This is a genomic window from Bizionia sp. (genome assembly GCF_048259285.1).
Classification (GTDB): domain Bacteria; phylum Bacteroidota; class Bacteroidia; order Flavobacteriales; family Flavobacteriaceae; genus Algorimicrobium; species Algorimicrobium hallyeonense.
In genome coordinates this window covers 57,918-79,325 of record NZ_JBLXHU010000004.1, presented here as the reverse complement: position 1 = coordinate 79,325, position 21,408 = coordinate 57,918, and the positions used below count along the sequence as shown (strand labels likewise).

The following is a 21,408-nucleotide window of genomic DNA, read 5'->3' as shown; positions in this document are numbered from 1 at the left end:
AAGAAAAAAAATGTTATATGAAAAAGATACTCCTACTATCTATGGCCCTTTTGAGCATGTCCTTAATCCACGCTCAAGATATTTCTGACGCCTTACGATACTCGCAAGATAATGTTCAAGGGACGGCAAGATATAGAGCTTTAAGTGGTGCATTCGGTGCTTTAGGTGGCGACATGAGTGCCATTAGTATTAACCCTGCAGGTTCTGCTGTTTTTACTTCAGGACATATCTCTATGTCTTTATCTAATATATATACCAAAAATAAAACTAGTTTTTATGATGGTTACAGCGAATCAACCGAGTCAAATTTTGATTTAAATCAGACTGGAGCCGCTTTTGTGTTTAATACTACTAACCCAAACTCCATTTTGAAAAAGTTCACTATTGCCGCGGCTTATGATAAGATAAGTGACTACGATAATAATTGGTTTGCTTTTGGGAATAACCAAAATCGCTCTATCGGTTCCTATTTTGAAGGCTATGCCAATGGCTTAAGACTTGACGAAATTTCTGCTTTTCCAGATGAAAGTTATTCTCAAGCCTATAGAGAAATAGGTAGTACTTACGGCTATGGTAATCAACAAGCTTTTTTAGGGTATGAATCATATATTCTAGAACCTTTAACAAACGATGATGATAATACCATTTACGCGTCCAACATTGCTCCGGGCGAGTATTACCAGGAGTACAGTTATGCATCACGCGGATACAATGGGAAATTTACATTTAATGCAGGTGCACAGTTGGGTGAAAAATTATATCTAGGACTGAATTTAAATTCTCATTTTATAAATTACGATCGCTCTACGTACTTGTATGAAAGCAATAACAATGTAGGCTCTACGGTAAATAGGGTGCGTTTTGAAAATAATATTTACACAACAGGTTCCGGGTTTTCATTTCAAATAGGAACTATTTATAAGGTAACTGAAAGTTTACGAGCTGGTTTAAGTTATAACTCGCCAACTTGGTTTACTATCAATGAGGAATCATCGCAATATGTTTCCACAGTAAGACAAGACGGCGGTGACACTGTCTCACAGGTCGTTAATCCGTATATTACTAATATCTATCCAAGTTATAGGTTGCAAAGCCCTGGGAAATTTACAGGTAGTTTAGCCTATGTTTTTGGAAACTTTGGTTTAATAAGTTTTGATTACTCGTTACGAGATTACGGTAGCACTAAATTTAAGCCTTCATCTGACCCTTATTTTAGATCGGAGAATAATAGAATGAGTAACTTACTAACGACAGCATCTACATATAAAGTTGGTGGCGAATATAAATTAAACCGATTAAGTTTAAGAGCTGGTTATCGTTTTGAAGAAAGCCCTTATAAAAATGGCTCGTTTGAAGGTGATTTATCGGGATACTCTCTTGGTTTAGGCTATAACTTTGGAAATTCTACTAAATTAGACTTAACGTACGACCAAGCCAATCAAACAAATGAGACCCAATTATATAGCGTAGGATTAACTGACCGAGCGAATATTGACAGACGTAATTCCAATGTAACATTGACATTAAGTTTCAATTTATAAAGTAAAAATCGTTTTAATTAAGTTATACTTTAGTTACAAAAAAAAGCCTAATATATGTATTAGGCTTTTTTTTGTGGAATGACATAAAGTATAAATTATTCGATTATAAATTGTGATATTCAAAACATACACGTATTTGAAAACTTTAGTTTTATTAAGTACATCGCTAGGATTAATTCGTTTATAATATTATACCCTTTATAGGGGGTTCTAGGTTGGCTAACACAAAACTTTCAGCAATCTTTAAAAGGCGTAACGATTTTATATTTGTAAGAAAATACTATTTTTCCATACATCATCTATATACTATCCATACATCATCCATACATTATCCATACACTAGCTATATAAAAGCTCCGTCCTGAAATAGCTATACAGGTTATTAATTAAATCCTGATATAATTATACCATTCTAATTTAGCATCCTAAAATGTATATATGTTCTATACATCACGTTGATACCAATGCGCGAGATTGATTCTTTTGGTACTATACAACAGACCTAAAAAAAAAGCTAAACAATTATATTTCTATAAAAGTTTAGCCTTTTTAACGGTTGGTTAATTAGTTGTTCTAACGCTTTAAGGTAAAGTGAGCTTTAAATTGTTTCATAGCTTCGTCAGACGGCTCTTTATAATCTATACTAAACCAATAGTCACTTGATGGTAATGGTTGTCCATTATAATTTCCATCCCAACCTGGTCCGTTTGGATTTAATTGTTTTACTAATTTGCCATATCTATCAAATATATAGATTTTCACATTTTCTAATGAGGTTATACCTGAAATTTGCCAGGTGTCATTATCACCATCATTATTAGGTGTAAAGAAAAGTGGATAATCTAATACCAATACGGTTTCACTTGCTTCTCCACAACCATTAATATCTCTGGCTTTAATAATATGTTCGCCTATGGAGACATTTGTGAAGGTATATGTATTAGTATTTGGTTCATTGCTAACCCATGGACCATTATCAATACTAAACTCAAATACTGCTGAACCATCACCTGAAGCCGTAGCCACAATAACATGGTTGTCCGCAAAAGCTTGTGTTGTTACCTCTGCCACTAAAACTGGTGGCGAACTAACTATAACTTCTGTTGTTAACATACTTGGACACAAATTATTTATATCTGTAACCAGTACTGTATAAGTACCACCCATCGATGGTGCATAACTAGAATCTGTTCCTATGATGGTAGTTGGATTGCCCGCTTCAGTCCATTCAAATGTATACAGACTAGGATCTAGATTTGTATCTAAAATTGGACTATTTACAACTTCACTTCCATTTGTATTAATACATAATGTATATGAATCTTCTAATGTAAACGCTGGAATAGGATCTACCATAAGGGTCATAGTAGTGGTATCATAACAAATATCATCAACCGTTGTATCATTATCCACACGCACATAAATAACTTGTGGATTCACGGTGTTTTCAAAAGGCACACTCGTATCTATTGCGTTGGTTGCCAAATCTGCATCTGTTTGAGATGTATAATAGGAAACCGTGAAGTTTGTTGGATTTTGACCATCTAACACCAAAGGATTTTGTGATACTAAATCAAAACCAACAGAATCATTTGTTGGGTCGTTATCAAACTCCATATTATCATCACATAATGCAAAGTCTAATGGGTTATTATCCGGATTTGCTACAGCTGCTTCCTGAACAATAACAAAGAAACTTACAGTAGCAATATCACAACCGGTAGTTCTATTAGCTATATTAACAAATATCTCCTGTGGATTTACCGTATTTGGAAATGCAGATGGATTCGCTATGCCTCCTGTACCAGCTTCTGCAGCTGCCAATGTTGTATAGTATGTTACATTGAAATCAGTGGTGCTCTGACCATCTAAAATATCCAACTCTCTTTGCGTTAAATCGAACGTATAAACACCATCAAACGGATCATCACAAGCTATGATATCTTCAACTGAAGCCGGTGTATCCGGTAATGGATTTACAATAATATCAAAGGTTACAATGGTATAGCAACCTGTTCCTAAATCTGCTGGATCTGCTGGATCACCTGTTTTTGTAACACGTACATAAATTGTTTGTGTTGGGCTCTCATTAGGATACATGGTTGGATCAAGAATTGGATTGTTCCCAGATTCTGCATCTGCAATTGTGGTATGATACGTTACCGTTTCATTAAACGCATTCATCATAGCTGCTTCATTCTGTGTAAGATTAAATTCTTCTTCTAAATCACCTGGATTATTGTCATCACATAATTCTAAATCTGGTAATACATCATTTGGTGTTGGCAAGGTATTTACAACTAGTGTTAAGGTTGTAACTGCATAACAGCTATCACCACTTGTTGTTTCAGTAACCGTTACAAAAATGGTTTGTGGGTTATGCGGTAAACCATTTACTGATGTATTGGTATAATCCGTATAATCAGGAATTGGTGTTCCAGACATAATATCGGCCATGGTTTCATAATAATCTACACTTAATGTAGCATCGTTACCAGTAATGATATCATCTTGACTTGTTAAATCGAAACTTGCAAAACCATCATTACTTATATCGTCATCACAAATTTCAAATAAACCATCTTCGGAAGCAATTGTTGGTGGTAAATTAACCACTAAATTAAATTGACCTGTAGTGATACAACCATTTGCGCCTTCTAATCTCACGTATATTGTTCTATCAGCCGTAACATAATTTGATAATTGCGGCTGAACTATTGGATTAATTCCAGGAGTGGCTTGAGCATTTGCTAAAGACTCATGGTACGTTAACACATAATCAGCTGGATTTTGTGTTCCGTAGATTATGGCATCCATGGTTGTCAAATCGAAAGCTGTGATACCATTATAATCATCGTCACATTCCGAATAATCATCAATAGTTAACGGTACGACTGGTGTTGGTTGAACAATTAACGTTAATTCAACAATTGTAAAACAACCGGTTGTTGGATTTTCTGCTCTTACATAAACAATGTCGATGTCTTCATCATTATTTTCATAAAAATCAGGTAATTCATTTACGCCATCAAATGCATTCTCATAGGTTCCATGATAGGTAATGTTATTTCCTTCACCATTATCTATCTGCAGGGTTGCGGATTGTAAATCGAAAACTGCATAGCCATTATTATCAGCATCACACTCCTCTAAAGGCGTTATACTTGGGGTTGGTGTTGGTGTTGGCACATTAGACACCTCAAGTGTTAAGGTTGACGTATTGGTACAACCTGTTGTTCCATTGGTTACTAAAACAAATAATGTTTGCGGGTTATGTGGTAAGCCGTTAACACTTGTGTTTGTATAAGCTGTAAAGTCAGGAATTGGATTGGCTGGAATATCAGCGGCTGTTTCAAAATAGCTTACAGACCAGTTGGTATTTCCACCTGTAATTAAAGCATCTTGAACGGTTAAATCAAATTCAGCATAGCCATCATTATCAACGGTATCATCACAGATGGTTAAAAATAATGCTGCAGCTGTCGTTTCAGGAACAGGCAATGGATTCACAATTAAATCCAAAGTCGTAACTGTATAACAGTTGGTTGTATTGTTTTCTACACGAACACCTACTGTATGTAAATCTGGAATTGTATTTGTGTATGCGGCTGGAGTTCCAATATAACTAGGCGCTGTTATCCCTATATCGGCATCCGCTGGATCTGCATAATAGGTAACCGTATAATCTGCTGGATTTAAGCCCATCAGCACATCTGCATTTCTGATTGTTAAGTCGAATTCTGTTAAACCATCTGCCACGGCATCATCACACAATTCAATTGGATCTAGATTTTCGTCAATCACAGGTGTTTCATCTACTACTAGTAATAATTGCACGATTGTTGGACAATCGGTAGTTGCTCCAGCATAATCCACTCGGATGTAAATAATCTGACCTAATAAATTTGATAGTGTTGTACCTAATGGCAATACATCATCAATGGCATTTTGTTGCGTTAAGTGAAATGTTACTTCTAAAGCTGGGTCTGTTGTAACTTGTGCTGCAATACCTGACAAATCGAATGTTCCTAAACCATCATTATCTGGATCACAGTAATGCAAGTCTGCTGGTGTATTAGCAGCTGGTGCACTTACCACGTTCAGTGTTAATGTGGTTGTATCAAAACATCCTGTTGTTGCATCTTCAACACGAACATGTACAATTTCACCATCCGTTCCAATATAGGCTGTTGCCGATGGTGTAACTTGAGGTGTTCCTGCTATAGCATCTGCAGCGGAATTATAATACGTTACAATATAATTGGGGTTATTGCCAGTAATTTCGTTATTCGTAACGGTTAAATCAATTTCGGTCATACCATCTGGCACATTATCATCACAAGCAAATAATGGCGCTGGTGCAATAATAGTTGGCAAAGGATTGATGGTTACAACAAAATCATTTTCTGCTGAACAATTAGGTGTTGTTCCTGTTTCAGCATACACATAAATTGTTTGTGTAGTTGTAATACTCTGTCCTGCCATTAATACAGTTCCAGTTCCTCCTGCCCCTGTATAATAGGTTCCATTGGTTAATGCTGGCAACGTATAGGTAACACATTCCGTAACATCGGCAGGATCATCAACTAGAGGTGTTGGGTTAATGGTTACATCAAAACTATTTTCTGCAAAACAGTTTGGTGTTGTTCCTGTTTCTGCATATACATAAATAGTTTGACTGGTAGTAACGGACTGACCTGCAGTTAATACCGTTCCAGTCCCTAAAGGACCTGTATAATATGTTCCAATGGTTAAGGCAGGCAACGTATAAGAATCACAGATGACTACATCAGCTGGATTATCAACATTTGGTGTATTATTAATAGTCACTTCAAAATCATTTTCTGCAAAACAATTTGGTGTTGTACCTGTTTCAGCATACACATAAATTGTTTGTGTACTTGTAATTACTTCTCCAGCGGTATAAGCTATTCCTGTCCCTCCTGTTCCTGTAAAATAAGAACCATTTGTTAAGGCTGGAAGTATATAGCTATCGCAAGCAATGACATCTAATGGATCATCAACTATAGGTGTTGTATTAATAGTGACATCAAAACTATTTTCCGCAAAACAATTTGGTGTAGTTCCTGTTTCTGCATATACATAAACAGTTTGCGAAGCATTGATAGCTGTTCCAGCTGCAATAATTCCACCAGTTCCTCCGGTACCATTATAATATTGTCCACCTGTTAAAGCTGGTAAAACATAACTATCACAAGCAGTAACATCAGCTGGATCATCGATTGTTGGTGTATTGTTAATGGTTACAACAAAACTGTTTTCATCTGTACAATTAGGTGTAGTTGCTGTTTCACCAAACACATAAATAGTTTGAGTTGTTGAAATAGTATCGCCTGCATTATAGGCTGTTCCTGTTCCATTTGATCCTGTGAAATAATTTCCGCTCGTTAAAGCTGGTAAAACATAGGTATCACATGCCGTTACATCCGCAGGATTATCAACCGTTGGCGTAACATTTACAACGACAGTTACGGTATTGGTTGCGGTATTGTTTGGTGCTGTTAAACCACTATCTGTTAACGTCACCTCATACGTGATTGTTGCTGCTGGTGGCGGCGACAATACGAGTGTTGGATTGGTGCCTACAACCGTAGCATTCCCTTGAACAGTCCAGCTATAGCTATATGTTCCTATTGCTGTTCCAGGTGAAGGGTTTGCGGTTAACGTCACATCTGCTCCAGCATCATTACATATAGCAGGTGTATCTGCAGTTGCAGTTACAGAAATGGTACAAACATCAATAGTTGCTACAAAACTATTCTCTGCAAAACAATTTGGTGTTGTTCCTGTTTCGGCATATACGTAAATAGTTTGCGTTGAGGTTATTAAATCGCCTGCATTTAAAACAGTTCCTGTTCCACCAGGCCCTGAATAATAAGTTCCATTTGCTAAAGCTGGCAACGCATATTCATTACAAGCCGTTACGTCTATTGGCGCATCGACTGTTGGTGTGTTGTTTATTGTTACGACAAAACTATTTTCAGAAAAACAATTAGGTGTTGTTGCTGTTTCAGCATACACATATATGGTCTGTGAGGCATTAATAGATGTACCTGCTGCAATAATACCGCCAGTTCCTCCTGCTCCATTATAATATTGACCTCCAGTTAATGCAGGTAATACATAACTATCACAGACTGTAATATCGGCAGGGTTATCTATAACTGGTGTATCATTTATGGTTACTACAAAACTATTCTCATCAAAACAATTAGGCGTGGTGCCTGTTTCTCCATATACATAAATAGTTTGTGTGGTTGATATTGTGTCTCCTGCATTATACGCAGTTCCTCCTCCATTTGTTGCCGTAAAATAATTACCACTTGTTAAAGCAGGTAAGATATAGGAATCGCATGCTACGACGTCAGCTGGAGCATTAACCGTTGGTGTTGTATTAACGGTTACGGTTACCGTGTTGGTTACTGTGTCATTGGGCGGTGTTAATCCATCATCGGTTAATGTGACTTCATAGGTGGTCGTAGCCGCCGGTGGTGGCGATAAAACCAAGGTTGGATTCGTTCCTAACACCGTTGCGTTTCCTTGAACCGTCCAGCTGTAACTATATGTTCCTATAGCTATTGCTGGCGATGGTGTTGCTGTTAAGGTAACATCTACACCTGCATCATTACAAATGGAAGGCATATCAGCCGTTGCCGTTACAGATAGTGTACAACTATCTATAGTAACCGTAAACATATGCTCATCAAAACAATTTGGTGTTGTTCCAGTTTCGGCATAGACATAAATATCTTGCGTGGTTGTAATAACATCCGTTGCATTTAATACTGTTCCTGTTCCTGTTGGACCTCCTGTAGCGGTATAATAAGTACCAACTGTTAAGGCTGGTAAGGTATAATCGTTACATGCGGTTACATCTGCTGGGGTATCTACAGTTGGTGTTGTATTTACGGTAACGGTTGCTGATAAAGCCACTGCACCACCACAAACAGAATTCAAGTTATTTGCAGATAACAAGTTTATAGTTTGAGTGGTTGTAATTCCCGTAAGCGTAATAACTTCAATTCCCGTTGCATCTAGCATAACGGATTGTGTTGCGCCTCCATTAATATTGTATTCTACCACATCATTTTCTGACCCAGTAATAGTAAAAACAGCATCACCTGAATCACATACATCGGCACTTGCGGTAACCGTAACGACAGGTGTTGGCTGAACGACCACTGTAATAGGTTTAAATGCTATATAATCGACTCCTGTTATGGCATCCGTATACGTAACTTGTGCAATATATGTAGTAGTTTGACTTGGTGTTACTGTTAAGTTTGCAGGATCTGTTCCTAACACCGTACCATCCTCCGCTAACCACTGAAAGGATGTAATCGGGGTTCCATTTGGATAAAACTGCCAAGCTTCTGGAGCTGTAAACGGAACATTCCAAACACCCGTATTTCTGCCTGGAGGCGATATTCCCTGTGTTCCAGCGTTATTTTGAATTCCTATAGCTGCTCTTCCACCAGCCCAATTAGAGCAAACATCTTTTTGAAATATATAGGTTTCAATGATATTTGTGGTTTCATAAAACATGATCATTTGGGAGGTTCTCGTTGCTCCCCAACATCCTGATCCATATTGTCCCAGGTTAAAGAAGCTAAATACAAATACTCTAAACGGCGCTTCACCTTTGACCGCGTAAGTCGTTTTAAAACTTGTAGGATCAATTCCATTATTTGCAACTGGATACATATCATGGATGGCACCAAATATATTACCATCTCTTAATGCTGCATCCGTATTATTTGGTATTAATTGTCCGGCTTGTGGCGTCCAATAATGTCCATTTCCGGCATTACTCAAGTCAAAACTAACCGCACCATTGGTTGACAGCACACAACTATTATAATTTTGTTGGTAAAACTCGAAATCGAAAATAAAATTTTGAACACCACTCCAGTTATCATCAGTAGTTAAAGGTGTATCCGTAGCCGTATCGCCAAATGAAAAAGGCGGATTTACTGGAATTGATCTAACACCATAGCTGTTAGATTCTCCGACCACCGTGTAGTCTGCTGTTAGCGTTAAAGGTGGAATGGTTCCCGTATTCAGATCCAAACAAAATGGATCTGTAATACACACATTACCGCCACAATTTACGTTACCAGAACTCGCTGTGATAGTCATTTCAGAAGATCCAGAACCAGCACTTATAGTTGCTGGAAAAACCCGAATTTCAATTTCAGCGGTATCACAATTTGTTGGATTGGCATTTTCACAAATCTGGTAGGTAATATAATAAATACCTTGCGGTGTGTTTGGTGCAATTTGAACGAATTGTTGGGCACCATCAAACGTCGTGAAACCCGTAGGATCTGGTGTAACTTCTGTAAAAGTAAAGTTATTACGCGTTCCAAAATTCAGGGCTACACCATTAAAGTAATCGTTTAAAAACATACGATTACCCGTGGCTGTAGCCAAAGTAGGGTTGTCAGACCGGCCTGTTACTACATCATCAATAGCAATAAGTTGCGCATAAGCTGTACCAATAAACAGAAAACAAACTAAAGTAATTATCTTTTTCATGAGATTTTAACTAAATCCTTGACCATAGAGGGGAGATCTAAAAGATTAGGATTATTATACATTTAAATTTTGTGGTGTAAATTAAGAAAAATTTAAGGAAACATTACCAATTTTTGTATGAAATTAATTGTTTGTTAATTCAGTTATCAAAAAAATGGAATTCCTTATCTTTGCAGATTAAAAACCTATTTATTTCGAAATAATGAAAATTAATGATAATACAGCTGATTTTGATGCCATTGGAGATGACCATGTAGGAACATCGGCTGACACACCATTACGAAGCGATGCTTTTGTTTTAAATTCAGAAGAAAAAATAAAAATTATTAAAGAAGATGTGCGCCATATTATGGAAACACTCGGTCTTGATTTAACAGACGACAGCCTTCAAGGCACGCCAAACCGCGTAGCCAAAATGTTTGTTAATGAAATTTTTGGCGGTTTAAATCCGAATAAAAAACCAAGTGCTTCAACCTTTGATAATAAATATAAGTATGGTGAAATGCTTGTTGAAAAAAACATTACGGTATACTCAACCTGCGAACATCATTTGTTACCAATAGTAGGTAAAGCCCATGTAGCATATATTTCTAACGGAACCGTTGTTGGGTTATCTAAAATGAACCGAATTGTTGATTATTTTGCAAAACGGCCACAAGTACAAGAACGCTTAACCATTCAGGTTGTTAAGGAACTACAAAACGTATTAAATACGGATGATGTTGCTTGCGTTATAGATGCGAAGCATTTATGTGTCAATTCACGAGGGATTCGCGATACGGAAAGTAGTACTGTTACTGCCGAATTTGGTGGAAAATTTAAAGAAGCAGGAACGCGACGTGAGTTTTTAGATTATATTAAATTGGATACTGCCTTTTAATGTTAGTTGTAAAGTTGTTTGTTGTGGAGTTGCCTGTTCAATGATATAAAAGTTAGTTAAAAAACCTCTAATTATCATTTTTTTTTCTCGAAGCGCTAAACAAGAAAATAACTAAACGAAATACTTAAAAATCATGTATATATATTTTTTTAAAAAATTAGATGTTTGGAAAGAAGCGATTCAATTAGCGGTTAAAACTTATAAAATAACAGACTTATATCCTTCCGAAGAAAAATTTGGACTTATCTCCCAAATGGGACGCTGTTCTGTTTCGGTGCTATTGAATATTGCCGAAGGTACAACCAGATTAACTAATAAATATAAAGCATGTTTTACGACGATTGCTTATAGTTCTTCGCTTGAATTATTGAACCAAACTATAATTTCAAAAGAATTAGATTTCATTTCAGAAGACAATTATAATAATATGAGATTAGACTTAGAATCAATGACCCATAAAATTAATGCATTAAGAAATCATTTTTTGAATTCTTAAAATATACTTTTCTAGCCGAAAATAAAGTAACTTAACAACTCTACGACAAACACCAAACACCAAAACATGCAATTATACAACCAACAAACCATTAAAATTTACAACACATTAAGTGGTGAAAAAGAAACGTTTAAATCCATCACCGATGGCTATGTTGGCATGTACGTTTGTGGCCCAACGGTTTATAGCAATGTCCATTTAGGAAATGTACGAACGTTTATGTCTTTCGATATGATTTTTCGATATTTCCAACATTTGGGCTATAAAGTGCGTTATGTTCGTAATATTACGGATGCTGGTCATTTAGAAAATGATGCCGATGTTGGTGAGGATAAAATCACTAAAAAAGCGCGATTAGAAGCTATTGAACCTATGGAAATTGTACAGCGGTACACGGTTGATTTTCATAATGTATTAAATAGGTTTAACTTTTTACCGCCTAGTATTGAACCAACTGCAACGGGTCATATTATTGAGCAGATAGAGCTCATTCAGACCATTATAGATAATGGGTTTGCTTATGTGGTAAATGGTTCGGTATATTTTGATGTTCATAAATACAATGAATCCAATGAATACGGGATTTTAAGCAAACGAAAATTAGAAGATTTAATTCATAATACACGAGCGCTTGATGGCCAAAGTGATAAGAAAAATCCGCAAGATTTTGCGCTTTGGAAAAAAGCAGAGCCTGCTCATATTATGCGTTGGCCATCACCTTGGAGCGATGGTTTTCCAGGATGGCATTTAGAGTGTACAGCTATGAGCACCAAATACTTGGGTGATTATTTTGATATTCATGGTGGCGGAATGGATTTAAAGTTCCCGCATCACGAATGTGAAATTGCACAAAATCAAGCGGCTAAAGGTCAGACGCCCGTAAAATATTGGATGCATGCTAATATGCTTGAATTGAATGGTGCAAGAATGAGCAAATCAACGGGTAACTATATCAATCCAGCTGAATTGCTTTCTGGTGATAATGATATTATGTCCAAAGCCTACAGCCCTAGTGTTATTCGATTTTTTATGATGCAAGCATCTTATAGAAGTGTTTTAGATTTAACGGATGCCGGGCTTGATTCCAGTGAAAAAGGGTTTAAGCGATTGATGGATGCCGTTAATTTAGTGGAATTGCTAAAAACGTCCAGCACATCTACTCATAATATTTCCAAATGGAAACAGTCGTGTTATGATGCTATGAATGACGATTTTAACACACCAATTCTTATTGCTCATTTATTTGAAGCGGTGAAATTTATTAACCAAATTCATGATGGTTCGGCAACGATTACTGCTACGGATTTAGACATGCTTAAAACAACCATGTACGCTTTTATTTTTGATATTTTAGGATTAGAAAACACGAAGCAAACTGATAATTCATCTGATAAATTATCAGGTGCTGTGGAATTACTCATTAAGTTACGCCAAGAAGCACGTGCGAATAAGGATTTTGCATTATCAGATCAAATTCGTGATGAGCTAGCTGAAGCTGGAATTCAATTGAATGATAGTCGTGAAGGAACCACCTTTTCATATTAAGCCTCTCCTAAATCCTCTCCAAAGGACCGGACTTTTATGCTTTATGAAAAAAATACTCACATATCCATTTCTTTTAATAATTAAGATTTATCAAATCTTCATTTCCCCGTTGACACCTGCTACATGCCGGTTTCAACCTACCTGCTCCCATTATGCAAAAGAGGCATTGGAAAAACATGGTTTTTTTAAAGGTGGAAAATTGGCGGTTATTAGGATTTTTAGTTGTCATCCATGGGGAAGAAGCGGTTATGATCCGGTTCCGGAAAAGGATGATCTATAAGATTGAAGTTGAAAAGGAAATTGTCATTCAGAACGCCATGATGAACCTTCATAAATTATACGCAGTTAGGAAAGGAGATTCTTCAGTCATCTCTCCTTCTGAACGACAAACTAAATTAAAAATAACATTTCATTATAAGTTGTTGCTTTCGTATCCATTTCCAATTGCATATATTTACGCACACAAACGATGACATATGTTTATACTACAATTTGATTGGAATCCAATTACGGGATTAGATCTTTTCGGAATTTTCGAATTACACTTTTATAGTGTTATGTGGATTGTTGCCTTCCTTTTAGGTTTTCAAATCATGAAACGAATTTTTCTAAAAGAAAACGTAAATCTAGATTATTTAGACCCTCTATTTATTTATACCGTTTTGGCTACTATGCTTGGTGCCAGATTGGGTCATGTACTTTTTTACCAATCCGAATTGATTTCAGAAGATTTCTTTAGCATCTTTTTACCATTTAGTTTTAAAGGTGGCTTTCAATTTACCGGCTTCCAAGGATTAGCTAGTCATGGTGCAGCCATTGGAATTATAATAGGCATGTATTTATATCGAAGAAAATACAAATATAAATCACTAATGTGGATTTTAGATCGCGTGGTGATATCCGTTGCTTCTGGTGCTGTTTTTATCAGAATTGGTAACTTTATTAATTCTGAAATTATAGGAAAAATAACCGATTCACCTTTAGGTGTTCGTTTTGTTCAAGATTATTACAGTAAAAGACAGATTGTAGCTGAAACAGGTATTGAAAACTATAAAGAAGCCTATGCGGCTGTGACTAACAATCCGCAGTTTCAACATTTATTAGATGCGGTTCCTGTTCGTCATCCTGCACAATTATATGAATCGTTTTGTTATATATTCGTTTTTCTTATCCTTTGGTTTATTTATCAGAAAACCAATAAAGGACAACAAAGCGGCTACTTATTTGGACTATTTTTAGTGTTATTATGGACCATTCGTTTCTTTGTAGAGTTTGTAAAAGAACCACAAGGCGATGAATACATTACGTTTCTTGGTTTAAATACAGGTCAAATGTTAAGTGTGCCATTTATAATAATTGGACTCTATTTTATGTTTCTGTATAAACCCAAAACCAGTAGCTAGTTTCTATGATACGTTCGTATTTTAAAATTGTTTGTTTATCTGCAACCTTATTTGTTTTGGCCTTCACATCGTGCAAAGATGAACCGAAAAAACCGAAGCAAGCTCAAGTCACTTTTAAGAAAGAAGGCACCTTACAACTTATAAAAACAGCCAACGATTCGGTTGTTTCTACATTAGATATTGAAATTGCTGATAACGAGTTTGAAACCCAAACGGGACTAATGTATCGGGAATCCATGAAGGCGAATCGTGGGATGTTATTTATTTTTCCAAACGAACAACCGCGTTCATTCTACATGAAAAATACGCGTTTTGCTTTGGATATTATTTATTTAGATACCAATAAAACCATCGTTAGCTTTCAGGAAAATGCACAACCATTTAATGAAGGCTCCTTACCTTCCAATGCAGCAGCAAAATATGTATTAGAGGTTAATGCTGGCTTGGTTAAAACATGGAATTTAGAGGTTGGAGATAAGATGACGTTTTCCAAAACGAACTAATATTAATATTTAATATAACTTCAAATTATACTTTTTGTTGAGCCACTATTTTAATGCTTTTTATATAGACTTAACCCTATTGTAAATTAAAAATAGCTATATGGTTTAGTCTGTTTTAAGGGTTGCTATTTAATGACTTCTATTAGACCTAACAGGTTTTAAAAACCTGTTAGGTCTTTTTATATATAAAATCTTTGGGTTACTCTCATATTACCCATTCTTGTTGCCATGAATCAATAAACTAGTGTTTCCAGTACCCACTAGAACACAAGCATACGAACCATAAAAAAAAGCCTTTTTAAACTGAATCAAAAAGGCTTTTTAATATATTTAAATTTATAGATTAAGCAATTTCCGCTTCTTCTACTTTCTCTTTTTCTTTTAATGCATTGGCAGCATCGCTTTTTTTAACAGCATCATACATTAAAGGTGTTGCAATAAATAAGGACGAGTAAGTACCTACTATAACACCAACAATTAATGCAAACATAAAGCCTCTAATAGAATCACCACCAAAAATGAAGATGGATAATAATACCACTAATGTTGTTAAAGAGGTATTTAATGTTCTACTTAATGTACTACTTAATGACACATTAATTACTTTATTAAATGGCCAGCTTGTGTGTTCATTAAAGAATTCACGAATTCTATCAAATACAACTACCGTATCATTTAATGAGTAACCAATAACCGTAAGGATAGCTGCAATAAATGCTTGATCTATTTCCATACTAAATGGCATATACTTATACGTTAAAGAGAAAACACCTAATAAAATTAATACATCATGGAATACAGCCGCAACCGCACCCAATGAGAATTGCCATCTTTTAAATCGGATTAAGATATATAAGAATACGACTACTAATGATCCGAAAATTGCCCATATAGATGATTTTTTAATATCATCAGCAATGGTTGGACTCACTTTGTAATATTTCATTAAACCAACTGTTTTACCTTGGTCATCACTAATAAACTCGTCATAAGTAAGACCTGGCATATAAGGCTGCAACTCTGTGTATAATGTATTTCTGATTTCCTCATCAATAGCATTATCTGTTTCGTTCACCTTATATTTCGTGGTAATTTTAAGCTGATTAGCATTACCAAAGGTTTTCGCTTCAGCACTACCAAAGGCATCTGCTAAAGTTTCAGAAATTTCGTTAGCACTAACAGGTTCTGCAAAACGCACTTGGTAGGTTCTACCACCAACAAAATCTACACCTTGATCCAGACCGTTTGTAAACAAAGACCCTAAACTTACAAGAATAGCAACCGTTGAAATGATATAAGCAACTTTACGTTTCTTTAAGAAATTGATGTTGATATTTCTGAAAAGATTTTTAGTAATTGCTGTTGAGAAATCTAAATTTCCGTTTTTATTAGCATACCAGTCCACAAATAATCTTGTAATAAAGATTGCCGTGAATAACGAGGTTGCTATACCAATTAATAAAGTTGTAGCAAATCCTTTAATAGGACCTGTACCAAATATGAATAAAATTAAAGCTGTTAAACCTGTTGTAATGTTGGCATCTAAAATAGAAGACAATGCATTGCTAAAACCATCATTGATAGATTCTTTCAAGCCTTTACCTTTAGCAATTTCTTCTCGAATACGCTCAAAGATAAGTACGTTAGCATCCACAGACATACCAATAGTTAATACAATACCAGCAATACCAGGTAATGTTAATACGGCTCCTAATCCAGATAATACACCAAAGATTAATACAATATTAAATATCATGGCAATATCAGCAAATAAACCTGCTTTACCGTAGTAAAGGAACATCCAAACTAACACTAAAGCTAATGCAATAAGGAATGAATTTTGACCACTTTCAATAGCTTCTTGACCTAAGGATGGACCAACAACTTCACCTTGAATAATATCGGCTGAAGCTGGTAATTTACCAGCACGTAAAACGTTAGCTAAATCCGTTGCTTCATTTAGCGTAAAGTTACCAGAAATGGATGAATTACCTCCAGAAATGGCACCTGTAGAAACGCCAGGTGCAGAATACACCACGTTATCTAAAACAATAGCAATGTTTGAACCTTCTGTAAATGCTTTACCAGTCATTTCTTCCCAGATTTTAGCACCTTTAGAGTTCATAACCATTGAAACCGTTGGTTTACCCATTGGATCGTATTCTTGACGTGCATCTGTAACAACGGCACCACTTAATTGAGGTACGTTGTCTCGGTTGCCATCTAAAGCATATAATTCAACAACTTCACTATCTTTTGCAGGCTTCCCAAAGGCAAACTTTGTAAAACGTTGTTCGCCTGGTAATAATGATCTTACTTGAGGCATGTTTAAATAGCCTAATACTTTTTCTCTATCCCTAAGGTTTACCATAGCAATGGTAGCTGGGTTTTGAGATTGGAATAATAAATCACGTAATGGATTAATTTCTGTAGCCGTAGAATCTGGATCTGCTCCTAATAAATCTTCAATAGCCGTATCTTCAGAATCTTGAGACTCTGTTTCAGCAACTTCTTCTGTTTTTGGCGCTTCTAATTCTTTAAGAAGGTTGTTAGCATCAAATAAGAATTGTCCAAACAAATCACGTTTAGATACTTCCCAGAACTCTAATTGGGCTGTACTTTGTAATAATTTAAGAGCACGCTCTTTGTCTTTAACTCCTGGAAGTTCTACTAAAATACGACCTGTATTACCCAAACGCTGAATACTTGGTGATGTTACACCAAACTCATCAATACGTTTACGCAATACTTCGAAAGCAGAAACGATAGATTCGTCAATTTTACGTTCTATAATTGGTTTTACTTCAGAATCTGTCATGCTACCTTCTATTTCGCCATCAAGTGCGCGAGTATAGAAAATATCTGGTGAGGCTAATTTAGTATCGCCTTTAATTTTATCAAATTCTAGGAAAAAGTCTTCAACAAATGTATTCTGACTGTTCTTTTGTACTTCGGCTGCATTTTCTAAAGCTTGATTAAAAACTGGATCTTTACTGTAGTTTGCCAATCCTTTTAAAATATCTTTTACCGATATTTGAAGAATAACACTAACACCACCTTTTAAATCCAAACCAAGGTTCATGGCGTTTTCTTTAACCTCTGAATAGTTATAGCTAGCTACACCCAAGTTATAAACCTCCTCATTATCAAGAGAATCCAGATATTTGCGCTCTTTTACCTCATCGCCATTTGCATACGCCGCAGCTTGGTCGTCAATACTATTTGCCTTAAAAGTGAAAGACAACTGGTAAATACTTACCAGTCCAAACAAAATTGCAAACAGTTTTACTAATCCTTTATTTTGCATTATGTGTTAAATTATAATTTATTGTTGATATTTTTAAAAACGAGCAAATATATATCTTCTATAATGATTTAACAAAAGGTTTGCATAGTTTCTGTTCGATTTTAAACAAAAAAAAAACAGCTTATTCAGCTGTTTTTTCATTATTATAAATTAAATAAAAATTACATTCCCATTAATTTATCTGTTTCTTTGTAACCTTCTGGCGGTGTCATATCAAATTTATCAGCAGAAACCGTTTCTTTATTAATTTCTGTAACTTCACTTGTAATAGTTAATGCCATTCCCATTTGACTTACATCCATTTTCATATATAATGGAAATCCATCAATTTGAGCACCCATTTGTGCCACTTGCGGATTCATAGCTTGAATTTTATCAGTTACATAGATATCCATTGCTATATTTGCTCCTTCTTTTTCAAGGGTTACATTGTATTCTTGACACACGTAACCTAAGATAGTTTTGGTTTCATCACCCTTTACAACTTTCATACCTGCCGTATCTTCTTCACTTGGCTTCATGTCCGAAATTGTATAACTTTTTCCAGTCATTTGGTTGTCCATATACGTTAACATTTTGTTGGTTTCACCATTCAAAATAGTTGTTGTGTTTCCAGACATTAAGTTAAATGTTTCAGAACGTGTTTTATCGGATTTAAAATAGGTGGTTGTAAGAATATCTCCTACCATAGCTAATTGCGCTTGCATTTGCTCATTATCACTAGACATGGTTTGTTTAGATTTTACAACACCTTCAGTCATTGCTTCTTGCGCAAAACCTGTCAGGCTCATTGCGAATACTAAAACAAAAATTAGTTTTTTCATTTGATTTTTTTTTTAAATTATTTATTGATTAATAGTTGCTTTAGTCATCTAGAACAACGGATTTCAGTTTATACAATTATAATGCCAAAAGGCCATTTGTTTTTCTTACACCTTCGGCACTTTCTTGCATATGTGCTTTTTCAGCATCCGATAAATTGATTTCAACAATTTTTTCAATACCGTTACGACCTAAAATTACTGGTGCTCCAATACAAATATCATTTAAACCATATTCACCTTCCAATAATACAGAGCATGGAAACATTTTTTTCTGATTGCATGCAATAGCCTGAACCAAACCACTTACTGCAGCTCCTGGTGCATACCAAGCCGATGTTCCTAATAATTTTGTTAAGGTTGCGCCTCCAACTTTAGTATCTTCTAAAACTTGGTTTAAACGATCTTCTGATAAAAATTCAGAAACCAACACCGAGTTACGGGTTGCTAAACGCGTTAATGGCACCATTCCTGTATCACTATGACCTCCAATTACCATTCCGTCCACATCACTAATAGGTGCTCCTAAAGCTTCTGCTAAGCGGTATTTAAAACGTGCCGAATCTAATGCGCCACCCATTCCAATAATACGGTGTTTTGGCAAACCTGTTGTTTTATGTACTAAATACGCCATGGTATCCATTGGGTTACTTACCACAATGATAATCGTTTCTGGAGAATGCTCTATTAAACTAGAAGAAACCGACTTTACAATACCAGCGTTAATTCCGATTAATTCCTCACGTGTCATACCTGGTTTTCTAGGAATACCAGAAGTAATTACACAAATATCACTATTGGCAGTTGCCGAATAATCATTAGTAATACCAGTTATTTTTGTATCGAATCCATTTAATGAGGCTGTTTGCATTAAATCCATAGCTTTACCTTCAGCAAAACCTTCTTTAATATCCAACAGAACAACTTCCGATGCGAAATTTTTAATGGCTATGTATTCTGCACAACTGGCTCCTACTGCTCCAGCTCCTACTACTGTTACTTTCATGTATATATGATTTTTTTATTTGTGAAACATTAATTTTTACAAATTTAATATTTTTATACCATATATGTTTGAAGATTTCATAAAATCTATTCTACTAAAGTCTTAATGAGAAATCAGAAAGAACATATAGACGCTTTTATATTTTGAAATGACGTATTAAAAGTAAAAGCGCAAGGTTAACACTTGCGCTTTTAAAACTTACTATATCCAATTTAATTAGAGTTATTTTACTAACTACCAATATTTATATCAATTGGACCAACCCATTCCGTTCTTGAACCATCTAAACATACTGCTCGTACATAAAAGTCATAATTGGTATTTTGAGCTAAATTATAAAAAGGCCATCCCGCATTATCCGAAACATTAACAGAGCCAGAACTTGCAGGCTGATTATTTCCTACTACAACATGTTCAAAATTACGCTCTCCATTGTATGACCATCTAAAAACAGCTCCAACTGCCTGACCTGAACCGTTACGTTCTATTTCAGTGGTAATATTGGATGGTGGATTGCATAAATTCTGATCATATTCCGCGAAATAGCTTAAAGGACCTACCCAATTACTAAAACCCAAATTAATATTGCAATAGGAACGAACATAAAAATCGTAGGTGTTTCCTGAAACTAATGACGCATCGGAAAAACTTTCGCTATTTGTTGTTGCTAATTCACCACTTCCTATTTGAAACCCTTGATTTCCATATTCTATTTGAAAGTAAGATGCGTCTGTATCATTGTAATAGGTGTTCCAATAGGCTGTTCCGGATTGCACTGCAAAATCATACGGCTCTTGGCAATATTCTTCGATGCTCAAAACTATAGGACCTTGCCATTTTGTTAAATTACCATTGCTACATTGTGCTCTAATGAAAAAGCTTAAAGTTTGATTATTTTCTGCATAAAAGTACAAACTCTCGTCTATTATTGTTGCTTGAGATACATTGGTTGTAGTAAAACCCTCATTCAAAAAGAAAAAATCGCTGTTTACGTCCTGATTACTAATATTCGTCGTTTGGTCGTAACCTATTTCAAAATAGTTAAAAGAGTTTTGTGTTTGGTAATTAAAAACTAACTCATTTCCATTTTGAACAACACTCGACAAACTTACAACGCCACATTCATTAGCACTTCCATCATCATTAGACTCGTCTGAATCCTTGGAACAGCCTTGTGTCAAAATAAAAACACAACTTAATAAGAATAATCCTTTTTTCATTTTTTATAATTATTGGTAAAATTTTTGGTAAAATATTATTAAACGCGCGAAAATAACAATATTTTGATATTTAAATCACAAATTAAGTACAAAAAGAGTCATTTTAATGTAAATACACATCTCCTAT

At 35.4% G+C, this 21,408-nt stretch carries 13 protein-coding genes; 8 read left to right on the top strand and 5 right to left on the bottom strand.

From position 1 onward, the window contains the following. Window positions 1-17 precede the first annotated feature (17 nt). Window positions 18-1,541: an OmpP1/FadL family transporter gene (locus ACN0QX_RS03095; RefSeq protein ID WP_248398280.1), complete on the top strand. Its 1,524-nt coding sequence runs from the start codon at window positions 18-20 to the stop codon at window positions 1,539-1,541. Window positions 1,542-2,114: 573 nt separating this feature from the next. On the opposite strand, the gene ACN0QX_RS03090 is transcribed toward ACN0QX_RS03095, so the two are convergent. After that, window positions 2,115-10,100 (bottom strand): T9SS type B sorting domain-containing protein, encoded by a 7,986-nt coding sequence (locus tag ACN0QX_RS03090; RefSeq protein WP_417195493.1) that lies wholly within the window; start codon window positions 10,098-10,100, stop codon window positions 2,115-2,117. Window positions 10,101-10,302: 202 nt separating this feature from the next. Here ACN0QX_RS03090 and folE point away from each other — a divergent pair, with 202 nt between their 5' ends. From folE to ACN0QX_RS03055, 7 genes are all read left to right on the top strand, one after another. Continuing rightward, complete coding sequence (gene folE, locus ACN0QX_RS03085) at window positions 10,303-10,980, top strand: GTP cyclohydrolase I FolE (RefSeq protein WP_376861488.1); 678 nt, start codon at window positions 10,303-10,305, stop codon at window positions 10,978-10,980. Between the two features lie 133 nt (window positions 10,981-11,113). Beyond that, window positions 11,114-11,476 (top strand): four helix bundle protein, encoded by a 363-nt coding sequence (locus tag ACN0QX_RS03080; protein ID WP_417195491.1) that lies wholly within the window; start codon window positions 11,114-11,116, stop codon window positions 11,474-11,476. Window positions 11,477-11,542: 66 nt separating this feature from the next. Then, a complete protein-coding gene (gene cysS, locus ACN0QX_RS03075) occupies window positions 11,543-13,021 on the top strand; it encodes a cysteine--tRNA ligase (RefSeq protein WP_417195490.1) in 1,479 nt (492 codons plus the stop codon). 43 nt (window positions 13,022-13,064) lie between these two features. Continuing rightward, entirely contained in the window at window positions 13,065-13,301 is a 237-nt protein-coding gene (yidD, locus tag ACN0QX_RS03070) for a membrane protein insertion efficiency factor YidD (protein WP_248398266.1), read from the top strand. Beyond that, the gene (locus tag ACN0QX_RS03065) at window positions 13,198-13,494 is read left to right on the top strand and encodes a hypothetical protein (RefSeq protein WP_417195580.1); all 297 of its coding nucleotides are present in this window, start codon (window positions 13,198-13,200) and stop codon (window positions 13,492-13,494) included. Before yidD ends, ACN0QX_RS03065 begins: the two co-directional genes overlap by 104 nt. Before the next feature lie 3 nt (window positions 13,495-13,497). Beyond that, window positions 13,498-14,424 carry a prolipoprotein diacylglyceryl transferase gene (lgt, locus tag ACN0QX_RS03060; RefSeq protein WP_248398263.1) on the top strand — a complete coding sequence of 309 codons (927 nt, stop codon included), beginning with the start codon at window positions 13,498-13,500 and terminating at the stop codon, window positions 14,422-14,424. A 5-nt stretch (window positions 14,425-14,429) separates the two neighbouring features. Beyond that, window positions 14,430-14,927, top strand: a complete 498-nt coding sequence (locus tag ACN0QX_RS03055) for a DUF192 domain-containing protein (protein WP_248398261.1) — start codon at window positions 14,430-14,432, stop codon at window positions 14,925-14,927. Window positions 14,928-15,270: 343 nt separating this feature from the next. On the opposite strand, the gene secDF is transcribed toward ACN0QX_RS03055, so the two are convergent. The 4 genes from secDF to ACN0QX_RS03035 all read right to left on the bottom strand — a co-directional run bounded on the left by secDF (window position 15,271) and on the right by ACN0QX_RS03035 (window position 21,281). Further along, window positions 15,271-18,234, bottom strand: a complete 2,964-nt coding sequence (secDF, locus tag ACN0QX_RS03050; protein ID WP_417195487.1) for a protein translocase subunit SecDF — start codon at window positions 18,232-18,234, stop codon at window positions 15,271-15,273. A gap of 161 nt (window positions 18,235-18,395) precedes the next feature. Then, a complete protein-coding gene (locus ACN0QX_RS03045; RefSeq protein WP_248398257.1) occupies window positions 18,396-19,058 on the bottom strand; it encodes a hypothetical protein in 663 nt (220 codons plus the stop codon). A gap of 76 nt (window positions 19,059-19,134) precedes the next feature. Continuing rightward, a complete protein-coding gene (gene mdh / locus ACN0QX_RS03040; protein WP_248398255.1) occupies window positions 19,135-20,061 on the bottom strand; it encodes a malate dehydrogenase in 927 nt (308 codons plus the stop codon). Window positions 20,062-20,291: 230 nt separating this feature from the next. Beyond that, the gene (locus tag ACN0QX_RS03035; protein ID WP_417195484.1) at window positions 20,292-21,281 is read right to left on the bottom strand and encodes a hypothetical protein; all 990 of its coding nucleotides are present in this window, start codon (window positions 21,279-21,281) and stop codon (window positions 20,292-20,294) included. Window positions 21,282-21,408: the final 127 nt, after the last annotated feature.